Origin of the sequence: Kitasatospora sp. NPDC101801 (genome assembly GCF_044766665.1) — a bacterium.
Lineage (GTDB): Bacteria > Actinomycetota > Actinomycetes > Streptomycetales > Streptomycetaceae > Kitasatospora.
The window spans coordinates 94,601-104,690 of record NZ_JBIWML010000026.1; the positions used below are offsets into that span (position 1 = coordinate 94,601).

8 protein-coding genes are annotated in these 10,090 nt (G+C 69.9%); 1 reads left to right on the forward strand and 7 read right to left on the reverse strand.

Annotated elements, in window-relative coordinates; translation table 11 throughout:
- Positions 1-34 precede the first annotated feature (34 nt).
- The 7 genes from ACIRPK_RS25080 to ACIRPK_RS25110 form a co-directional block, all read right to left on the reverse strand.
- Positions 35-751 (reverse strand): ABC transporter ATP-binding protein, encoded by a 717-nt coding sequence (locus ACIRPK_RS25080; protein ID WP_403041884.1) that lies wholly within the window; start codon positions 749-751, stop codon positions 35-37.
- The gene (locus tag ACIRPK_RS25085) at positions 748-1,584 is read right to left on the reverse strand and encodes an ABC transporter ATP-binding protein (protein ID WP_403041906.1); all 837 of its coding nucleotides are present in this window, start codon (positions 1,582-1,584) and stop codon (positions 748-750) included. Before ACIRPK_RS25085 ends, ACIRPK_RS25080 begins: the two co-directional genes overlap by 4 nt.
- Before the next feature lie 8 nt (positions 1,585-1,592).
- Entirely contained in the window at positions 1,593-3,344 is a 1,752-nt protein-coding gene (locus ACIRPK_RS25090; protein ID WP_403041886.1) for a branched-chain amino acid ABC transporter permease, read from the reverse strand.
- A gap of 5 nt (positions 3,345-3,349) precedes the next feature.
- Positions 3,350-4,279 carry a branched-chain amino acid ABC transporter permease gene (locus tag ACIRPK_RS25095; RefSeq protein WP_403041888.1) on the reverse strand — a complete coding sequence of 310 codons (930 nt, stop codon included), beginning with the start codon at positions 4,277-4,279 and terminating at the stop codon, positions 3,350-3,352.
- Between the two features lie 131 nt (positions 4,280-4,410).
- A complete protein-coding gene (locus ACIRPK_RS25100) occupies positions 4,411-5,640 on the reverse strand; it encodes a branched-chain amino acid ABC transporter substrate-binding protein (protein WP_403041890.1) in 1,230 nt (409 codons plus the stop codon).
- Between the two features lie 288 nt (positions 5,641-5,928).
- Positions 5,929-6,351, reverse strand: a complete 423-nt coding sequence (locus tag ACIRPK_RS25105) for a hypothetical protein (protein WP_403041892.1) — start codon at positions 6,349-6,351, stop codon at positions 5,929-5,931.
- Positions 6,352-6,665: 314 nt separating this feature from the next.
- Complete coding sequence (locus ACIRPK_RS25110) at positions 6,666-7,118, reverse strand: PaaI family thioesterase (protein WP_403041894.1); 453 nt, start codon at positions 7,116-7,118, stop codon at positions 6,666-6,668.
- Positions 7,119-7,320: 202 nt separating this feature from the next.
- Here ACIRPK_RS25110 and polA point away from each other — a divergent pair, with 202 nt between their 5' ends.
- Positions 7,321-9,999 carry a DNA polymerase I gene (gene polA / locus ACIRPK_RS25115; RefSeq protein WP_403041907.1) on the forward strand — a complete coding sequence of 893 codons (2,679 nt, stop codon included), beginning with the start codon at positions 7,321-7,323 and terminating at the stop codon, positions 9,997-9,999.
- Positions 10,000-10,090 lie beyond the last annotated feature (91 nt).

Below are 10,090 nucleotides of genomic sequence, written 5' to 3' on the forward strand. Positions count from 1 at the left end.
GTATGACGGCCGGGCCCTTCGTGAGGACGGGAGGTCAGTCCTCGCCGAGGTAGGCCTTGCGGACCGAGTCGTTGCCGAGCAGGTCGCGGCCGGTGCCGGTGAGCACGATCCGGCCGGTCTCCATCACGTAGCCCTGGTCGGAGAGCGAGAGCGCCGCCTGGGCGTTCTGCTCGACCAGCAGGATGGTGGTGCCGGACGCCTTGAGCTCGACGATGGTCGCCATGATCTTCTGCATCATCAGCGGGGAGAGACCCATCGAGGGTTCGTCCAGCATCAGCAGCTTCGGACGGGACATCAGGGCCCGCCCCATCGCGAGCATCTGCTGCTCGCCGCCGGACAGGGTGCCGGCCGCCTGCTTCCGGCGCTCGCCGAGGATCGGGAAGAGCGTGTAGGCCCGCTCGACGTCCTCGGCGATGCCGGCGGCGTCCTTCCGGAGGAAGGCACCGAGGAGCAGGTTCTCCTCGATCGTCATCCGGGGGAAGATGTGCCGGCCCTCGGGGGAGTGCGCCAGGCCGAGCGAGACGATCTTGTGGGCGGGCACCGTGCCGAGCGGCCTGCCGTCGAAGGTCACCTTGCCGCCGGTCGGCTTGAGCAGCCCGGAGAGGGTGCGCAGGGTGGTGGTCTTGCCCGCCCCGTTGGTGCCGATCAGGGTGGTCACCTCACCCTGGTGGACGGTGAAGCTGATGCCCTTGACGGCCTCGATCTTGCCGTAGGCGACGCGGAGGTCCTCGACCTCAAGCAGCGCGGTCATGTGGCGTCCTCCGCCTGCTCGTCGGTGCTGGTCGCGGTCTCCAGCGGCGCACCGAGGTACGCCGTGATGACCCGCTCGTCGTTCTGGACGGTCTCCTTGTCGCCCTCGACGATCTTCTGGCCCTGGACCAGGACGGCCGTCCGGTCGCACAGGTTGAAGATGAACTTCATGTCGTGCTCGATCACCAGGATCGCCACGCCCAGGTCGCGGATCGCGAACACCAACTGCTCGGCGGCGTTGGTCTCCTGGGGGTTCATCCCGGCGGTCGGCTCGTCCAGCAGCAGCAGACCGGGGTCGCTGGCCAGTGCCCGGGCGATCTCCAGCTTGCGCTGCTCGCCGTACGGGAGGTTCCGGGCCAGGTGCTCGGCCTTGGCCGCCAGACCGGTGAACTCCAGGAGCTCCATGGCCCGTTCGCGGCTGGCCGCCTCGGCCCGGTGGAAGCCGGGGCCGCGCAGGATGGCCGAGAACAGGCCCTCCTTGGTCCGGGTGTGCCGGCCGACCAGGACGTTCTCCAGCACGGTCATGTTGCCGAACAGCCGGATGTTCTGGAAGGTCCGGGCGATGCCGGCCTGGGTGACCAGGTGCGGCTTGGGCGGCAGCACCGTGCCCTGGTAGCTGACGCTGCCCTCGGTCGGGACGTACAGCCCGGTCAGGCAGTTGAAGAAGGTGGTCTTGCCGGCCCCGTTGGGGCCGATCAGGCCGACGATCTCCCCGGCGTTGACGGTCAGTGAGACGTCGTTGACGGCGGTGAGTCCGCCGAACCGCATGGTGACGCCCCGGACGTCCAGCAGGGCGGCACCGACGGTGGTGGCCGGGGCGGTGGAGGTGGTCATCTGGGTGTTCACGCCCCCGTCTTGGTGAGTGCGGGCTCGCTGGGCGGCGAGGCCTGGGCGGGGATGTCCGCCTCGTGGTATTCCAACTGGGCGCGCCGGTTGGCGATCATGCCCTCGGGACGGACCCGCATCAGGATGATGAGCGTGATGCCGAACGCCAACAGCTGGTAGTTGGAGAGGAATTCGAGCTTCTTCGGGACCAGGAAGAGCAGCGTCGCGCCGACCAGCGGCCCGCTGATGGTGCCCATGCCGCCGAGGATGACGGCGGCCAGCAGGAAGGCCGAGTTCGGCGGGAGCGCCTCGGCGAAGGTGTACTGGTCGGGAGTGACGGTGTAGCTGACGTGGGCCTGGACCGTACCGGCCAGGCCGGCCAGGCAGGCGCCGAGGGCGAACGCGAGCAGCTTGAGGCGGAAGCCGTTGATGCCCATGGCCTCGGCTGCGGTCTCGTCCTCGCGGATGGCGACCCAGGCGCGGCCGATCCGGGAGTCGCCGACCCGGGCGAAGACCAGGACGACGAACGCGGTGACGATCAGCATCAGCAGGTAGTAGTTGGAGAAGCGGCCGAGTTCGACGCCGGCGATGGTGTGCTTCTGGCCGAGGTTGAAGCCGAGGATCTCCAGGTCCGGGATGCGCGGGATGCCGTTGGAGCCATTGGTGATCTTCGGCCCGGTGGTCCCGTTGAGGTTGTTCATGGTGATCCGGAAGATCTCGCCGAAGCCCAGCGTGACGATGGCGAGGTAGTCGCCGCGCAGCCGCAGGGTGGGGGCGCCGATCAGTACGCCGAAGATCATCGAGGCCGCCGCGCCGGTCAGCATGGCCGCCCAGAACGGGAACTCGACGTGGATCGGGGAGGCGGGGGAGCCGGAGACCAGGGCGGCGGCGTACGCGCCGACGCCGAGGAAGGCGACGTACCCGAGGTCGAGCAGACCGGCCAGGCCGACCACGATGTTCAGGCCCAGGGCGACGGTGGCGAAGATCAGGATGTTCGCCGCGACCGAGGTGTACTGGTCGCTGGTCTGGGTGAACGGGAATCCGGCGGCGGCCGCGAAGGCGGCGCCGGTGGCGACCGGGCGGTGCTTGATCGTCAGGGCCCGCAGCCGGGGCAGCAGTCCGGACCTGGTGAGGGCGGCGATGACGAACCCGGCCAGGATCAGGTACCCGGCGAACAGCTCGCCGTACTCGGTGTCGATGCCGAAGGTGATCGCGAACAGGCCGATCGCGAAGGCCACGACGATGAGCAGGACCTCGACCGTGGAGGGCAGCTGACGGGGCTTCGGCAGCGGCCGGTCGGACTTGGCGAGCCGCAGGCCCCAGCTGGTGCCCTTGGGGTGGCGGTCGACCGGCAGGCCGAGCGCGCCGACCAGGGCGACCAGGGAGGCGAGGCCGGCGACCCAGCCGCCGGCCTCGAGGTTGGCCAGGCCGTTGAGGTCGACGGCGATCGCGATCAGGGTGAACCAGGTGATCGCGGCGCCGCCGAGGGCGGCGTACAGCAGACCGTTGTCGCTACCGCTCGGGCTGGTCCAGCGCAGGCCGGGGACGCCGTAGGAGGCGAGGGCGAGCACCAGCGTCAGCAGGCCGGCCGTGAGGGTGAGCCACTGGAGGCCGCCCGGGTAGCCGGTGACGGTGAGGTCGCCGGGGAAGTCGGCGGTCCAGGTCCAGGCCAGGAAGGCCGAGGCCGCGGTGGCCAGCGCACCGCCGGCGGTGATGGCCCGGGCAGCGCCGAGCGGGAGGGGGATGACCGGGGTGGTCTCGGTGCTCATGGTGGTCACGCCCTGTCCGCGACGCGCTCGCCGAGCAGGCCTTGTGGCCGGACGAGCAGTACGACGATGAGGAGTACGAAGGCCCAGACGTCCTTCCAGGCGGCGCCGCCGAAGAGGTCCATGCCGGGGACGTGCTGGATGTAGGCGGTGGCGAGCCCTTCGGTGAGGCCGAGGGCGAGGCCGCCGAGCATCGCGCCGTAGATGTTGCCGATGCCGCCGAGGACGGCGGCGGTGAACGCCTTGAGGCCGAGCAGGATGCCCATCCGGGAGTCGACCTGGCCGGTGCGCAGGCCGTAGGCGACGGCGGCGACGGCGGCGAACGCGGCACCGATGGCGAAGGCCATCACGATGATGCGGTCGGTGTCGATGCCCATCAGCTTGGCGGTGTCCGGGTCCTGGCTGGTGGCCTGCATGGCCCGGCCGGAGCGGGTCTTGGCGACGAACCAGCCGAGGAGGAGCATGCAGAGCGGGGCCGCGACGAGCAGGAAGATGTCGCTGCGCTGGATGGTGACGCTGCCCAGTTCGAAGGGGTCACCGGGGATCTTCGGGAAGACCCGGGCCTTCTTGGCGTCCGGGTAGAAGGAGAAGACCAGCTGCTGCAGGACAATCGAGAGGCCGATGGCGGTGATCAGCGGGGCGAGCCGGGGGGCTCCCCGCAGGGGCCGGTAGGCGAACCGCTCGGCGCCGACGGCGACCAGGGTGGAGACCACGATGCCGGCCAGCAGCATGAGGGGGATGGCGATCCACAGGCTGGTGCCACCGGGCAAGGCGAGGAAGGCGGTGAGGGCTCCGAAGCCGCCGACCATGAAGATCTCGCCGTGGGCGAAGTTGATGAGCTGGACGATGCCGTAGACCATCGTGTAGCCGATCGCGACGAGCCCGTAGAGGGCTCCCAGGATCAGGCCGTTGGCCAGCTGCTGCGGTAGTTCGTGCACCGCTCGGCCTCCGTAGTGCGCGCGTGGTACGCGTGTGGGGTGGATGTGGGTGCGCGGGGGCGCTCGTGGCGCCCCCGCGCGGGTGGTTCAGGAGTTGACGGCTGCTCGGCCGGTTGCCCGGCCGGTCAGATTCAGCCGCTGAAGGTGCCGGACTTCTCCACGGCCCACTTGGCGTCCTTGACGGCGTAGACGGTGAGCTGCTTGTTGGTGGTGTCGCCGTACTCGTCGAAGGAGACCTTGCCGGTCACGCCCTCGAACGAGGCGGCCTGGACGGCTGCGACGACCTTCGCGCGGGCGTCCGCGGGAAGCTTGCCGTTGTTGGCGGCGACGACGGCCTTGACGCCCTGGATGAGGGCCCAGGCGCTGTCGTAGGAGTAGCCGCCGTAGGTCTCGTAGGCGTCCTTGTAGGCGGCGGCCTTGTAGTCCGCGATGAACTTCGCGGCGGAGGGCAGCTGCTCGACCGGGAGGCCGACCGCGGTGGCCAGGTCGCCCTGGCTCTTCGGGTTGAGCTTGATGAAGTCACCGCTCTGGATGCCGTCGCCGCCCATCAGCGGGATGTTGACGCCACCCTCCTTGAGCTGGAGCGAGAGCGGACCGGCGGCCGGGTACTCGCCGCCGTAGTAGATCGCCTCGGCGCCGGAGGACTTGACCTTGGTGACGATCGCGTTGAAGTCGCGGTCGTCCGGGTTGACGTGCTCCTCGCCGACGACGGTGCCGCCGAGCTTGGTGAACTCGCCCTTGAAGGTACCGGCGAGACCGGCGCCGTAGGTCTTCTGGTCGTCGATCAGGAAGACCTTCTTCTTCTTCGCCTCGTTCACCAGGTACTGGGCCGCGAACGGGCCCTGCACGGCGTCGGTGGTGGAGGTGCGGAAGTAGGACTTGAACGGGCGGGCCTTCTTGCCGGCGGCCCAGCCCTCGCCCTGGCTGAGCGCGACGCCGGTGTTGGCGGGGGAGATCAGCGCCAGGTTGGCGTCGTTGAAGATCTGCTGCATCGACTGGGCGACGCTGGAGTTGAGCGGGCCGACCACGCCGATGATGCTCTTGTCGGCGACCAGGTTGGTGGCGTTCTGCTGGCCGGGGCCCGGCTTGCCGGTGTCGTCCAGGGCCTTGATCTCGAACTTGACGCCCGGGACCTCGTTCTTGGCGTTGGCCTGCTTGACGGCCAGGTCCACCGAGTTCTTGATGCCGAGGCCGAGGGCCGAGAGGTCACCGGTGAGCGGGGCGTCGACGCCGATGGTCACGGTGGTGCTGGTACCGGCCGCACCGTCTTCGGCCTTCTTCTCACCGCGCGAGCCGCAGGCGGAGAGGGAGAGCGCGCCGACGACTGCGATGCTCACGACAAGCAGTGAACGATTACGCACGAGGGGTCCCTTTCTGAGGAAAACACCAGGCCGGAGGAGGCGGGGTGCCGGGTCGCGCGCTCGGGCCAAGCCCGATCCGTTGGCGCGGTGACTGGCCGTGACTCTAGAACGTGTTTGGCGCCTCGGGCAGGGGTGCGGGCATGCTGTGATTCTCTTGTTATGAGGCATGCCGACGTAATCTCACATACTGAACAGTCGCTCGTGACCGGACACCATGTGCTGGAGGGGGTCCAGGGTCACGGAGTGGTGAAACCACCGGAATCGGCAGGTGGTCGCGGATCTCTCCGATTATCGGACGCTTCCGTCCGGGGTGGTCTCCTTGGGTACCGATGTCCGGATATCGGACTCCGGGCAGGCGATGTGCAGGTTCCGGGACAGGTCGGCGGCGTAACGGTCGCCCAGTATCTGGCTGAGCGTCTGGATTGCGCGGACATTACGCAGCGTTACATCGAGATAAGGCAGCCCCGCGTCCGGTGGCGCGGCCGCACAGTCCACCACGGTGTACTCCACGTCCAGCGGAGCGCTCTGACCAGGCATCACGCTGTACGGCAGGCCGCGCCGCGCCGCGACGGTCAGCCCCGGGTACCCCTGACGGAGTTCCAGCAGGTCGACCGGCTGCGTGCCGCTCACCGAGAAGCTCACCCGGAGCGCGAAGTCGTGCCCGCCCGGCACCGCGTCCCGGGCGGGCCCGGAGTAGTCGAAGGCGGTCACCTGCGAAGGGTACGGCGGCGGGGGGTCGCCGGTCGAGGACGGGGCGGGCCCGGAGCGGAGGGTGATGAGAGCGGTCACCGCCGCCACGAGGGCTGCGGCCACCCACAGTTGACGACGCCTCAGCCGTGGGCGGGGTGGCTCGGGCACGGTCGGTGGCACCGTCCCCGGACCGGCCTCGACCGGGCCCAGGCTGTCGCCCGGCCCCTCGCTCCGCCGTCCACCCCCGGACATGCCGCCGCCCCCTTGTCTGGACCAGGGCCTGCCCAGTGGCGGGTGCGGTCAAACAAGAGGGCGGGCAGGGCTCGGGGCGTCGGTCAGAGGTCGCGCAGCATGCAGGTCAGCCGGCAGCTGGTGATCCGCTTGCCGGTGTCGTCGGTGATGGCGATCTCGAAGGTGGCGGCGGTCCGGCCCTTGAAGACCGCGGTGGCCACCCCGGTCACCAACCCGGAGGTGGCGGAGCGGTGGTGGGTCGCGTTCAGGTCCACGCCGACCGCGTACCGGCCGGGGCCGGCGTGCAGCATCGCGCCGATCGAGCCCAGCGTCTCCGCCAGCGCGGCCGACGCCCCGCCGTGCAGCAGCCCGTACGGCTGCTGGTTGCCCTCCACCGGCATGGTGCCGACCACCCGGTCCGCGCTGGCCTCCACCACCTTGATGCCGAGCCGGTCGCCGAGGTGGCCGCCGGAGAAGGTGGTGGGGTCGACGCCCAGCTTGGCGAAGTGATCGAGGACGTCCTGCGGGACGTTCAGGATCGGGGCCGCGTCGGTCATGGTGCTCCTGCCGGTCGAGGGTCTCTGCTCGTGCTCCCGTGATCGTACGACCGTCGCTCGCGGCGGCAAGAGGTTGTCGGCGGCGGGCCATAGGATCGGTTCTCGGCAGAGCAAATCGGCAGGAACGGACGTTGACGTGGCTACGCAGAGTGCAGACAAGAGCGCGCCGGGTGGCACCGGTTCGGGCGGCCGGCCCCGGCTGATGCTGCTCGACGGGCATTCGATGGCCTACCGGGCCTGGTTCGCGCTGCCCGCGGAGAACTTCTCCACCGTCACCGGCCAGACCACCAACGCGATCTACGGCTTCGCCTCGATGCTCGCCAACACCGTGCGGGACGAGCAGCCCACCCACCTCGCGGTCGCGTTCGACCTGTCCAGGAAGACCTTCCGCTCCGAGGAGTTCCCGGACTACAAGGCCAACCGGGCCAAGACGCCGGACGAGTTCAAGAGCCAGATCGGTCTGATCCACGAGCTGCTCGACGCGATGCACATCGCCCGGATGTCGGTCGCGGGCTTCGAGGCCGACGACATCATCGCCACGCTGGCCACCGCCGCCGCGGCCGAGGGCTTCGAGGTGCTGATCGTCACCGGCGACCGGGACGCGCTCCAGCTGGTCACCGAGCACGTCACGGTGCTCTACCCGACCAAGGGCGTCTCCGAGCTCACCCGCTACACCCCGGAGAAGGTGGCCGAGAAGTACGGCGTGACGCCCAGTCAGTACCCCGACCTGGCGGCGCTGCGCGGTGACCCGTCGGACAACCTCCCCGGCATCCCCGGGGTCGGCGAGAAGACCGCTGCCAAGTGGGTCAACCAGTTCGGCTCCTTCGACGAGCTGGTCTCCCGGGCCGACGAGGTCAAGGGCAAGATCGGCGAGAAGCTGCGCGAGCACCTCGACTCGGTCAAGCGCAACCGGGTGCTCACCGAGCTGGTCCGCACCGTCGAACTCCCGCTGGGTGTGGCCGAGTTGGCCCGCATCCCGTTCGACCGCGAGGCGGTCGGCCAGCTGCTGGAGTCGCTGGAGTTCCGCAACCCCAACTTCCGCGAGCGGGTCTACGGTGTCGACCCGGCCGGCGCGGAGCTGGCCGAGGAGGTCGCCGCGGCCCCCGGCATCGCGGTCGAGGGCACCCTGCTCACCGAGCCCGGCGCGCTGGCCGACTGGCTGGCCGGGCGCCCCACCGACCTGATCGCGGTGGCCGCCGTCCACCAGTGGTCGCTGGGCACCGGCGAGGTCGGCGAGATCGCGCTGGCGGCCGGCGAGACGGCCGCCTGGTTCGACCCGACCCAGCTCGCCGAGCAGGACGAGCGCGCCTTCGCCGACTGGCTCGCCGACGCCGACCGGCCCAAGGCGCTGCACATCGCCAAGCAGGTCATCCGGGCCTTCGCCGAGCGCAGTTGGACGATCCGCGGCATCGTCGCCGACACCGCGCTGGCCGCCTACCTGGACAAGCCCGGCCGCCGCACCTTCACCCTGGACGTGCTGGCCGAGGAGTACCTGTCCCGCTCGCTCGCCCCCGCCGAGGTGGCCGAGAGCGGCCAGCTCTCCTTCGACGCCCCCGAGCACGACCCGACGGCCGGCGCCCAGGCCCTGATGGCGCAGGCCAGGGCCGTCCTCGACCTGGCCGCCTTCTTCGAGACCCGGCTCGCCCAGGTCGGCGCGACCGAGCTGCTGCACGGGATGGAGCTGCCGATCGCCGAGCTGCTGGCCCGGATGGAGCGCACCGGCATCGCCGCCGACGGCGAGTGGCTCACCACCATCGAGTCGCAGTTCGCCGCCGAGATCCAGCGGGTGGTCGGGGAGGCGCACGCCGCCGCCGGGCGCGAGTTCAACCTCGGCTCGCCCAAGCAGCTCCAGGAGATCCTGTTCGGCGAGCTGGCCCTGCCCAAGACCAAGAAGATCAAGACCGGGTACACCACGGATGCCGACGCGCTGACCTGGCTGGCCGGCCAGACCACCAACGAGCTGCCGGTCATCCTGCTCCGCCACCGCGACCAGGCCAAGCTGCGCACCACGGTCGAGGGCCTGCTCAAGACCGTCTCGCCGAAGGGCCGGATCCACACCACCTTCAACCAGATGGTGGCCGCGACCGGCCGGCTGTCCTCCCAGGACCCGAACCTGCAGAACATCCCGGTCCGCACCGAGGAGGGCCGGCAGATCCGCCGCGCCTTCGTGGTCGGCGAGGGCTACGAGGCGCTGCTCACCGCCGACTACTCGCAGATCGAACTCCGGATCATGGCCCACCTCTCCGAGGACGCGGCCCTGATCGAGGCCTTCGAGTCCGGCGAGGACCTGCACACCACGGTCGCCTCCCAGGTCTTCGAGGTCGAGCCGGAGGCGGTCGACGCGGAGATGCGGCGCAAGATCAAGGCGATGTCGTACGGGCTCGCCTACGGCCTGTCCGCGTACGGGCTCTCGCAGCAGCTCGGCATCAAGCCCGGCGAGGCACAGGGCCTGATGGACACCTACTTCGAGCGCTTCGGCGGGGTCCGCGACTACCTGCACCGGGTGGTCGAGGAGGCCCGCGCGGTCGGTTACACCGAGACCCTGCTCGGACGCCGGCGCTACCTGCCGGACCTCACCAGTGACAACCGCCAGCGGCGGGAGATGGCGGAGCGGATGGCGCTCAACGCGCCGATCCAGGGCTCCGCCGCGGACATCGTCAAGATCGCGATGCTGAACGTCGACAAGGCGCTGGTGGCGGCGGGCCTCAAGACCCGGATGCTGCTCCAGGTGCACGACGAAATCGTGCTCGAACTCGCGCCGGGGGAGCGGGAGCGGGTCGAGGCGCTGGTGCGGCAGCAGATGGCCGACGCCTACCCGCTGCGCGCCCCGCTCGACGTCTCGGTCGGTGTGGGCCTCAACTGGGAGGAAGCCGCCCACTAGGGTGCGTATTCGGTTGTGATCATTCTGGGAAGTTGTCCTCGCGGTACGGCCTGATCCGGTAGACCGTGTTCCATGACACGTGTGCAACTTT

Coding starts and splice junctions, on each gene's coding strand:
- polA (WP_403041907.1), top strand. CDS start 7,321: ATGCTGCTCGACGGGCATTCGATGGCCTACCGGGCCTGGTTCGCGCTG.
- ACIRPK_RS25080 (WP_403041884.1), bottom strand. CDS start 751: ATGACCGCGCTGCTTGAGGTCGAGGACCTCCGCGTCGCCTACGGCAAG.
- ACIRPK_RS25085 (WP_403041906.1), bottom strand. CDS start 1,584: ATGACCACCTCCACCGCCCCGGCCACCACCGTCGGTGCCGCCCTGCTG.
- ACIRPK_RS25090 (WP_403041886.1), bottom strand. CDS start 3,344: ATGAGCACCGAGACCACCCCGGTCATCCCCCTCCCGCTCGGCGCTGCC.
- ACIRPK_RS25110 (WP_403041894.1), bottom strand. CDS start 7,118: ATGACCGACGCGGCCCCGATCCTGAACGTCCCGCAGGACGTCCTCGAT.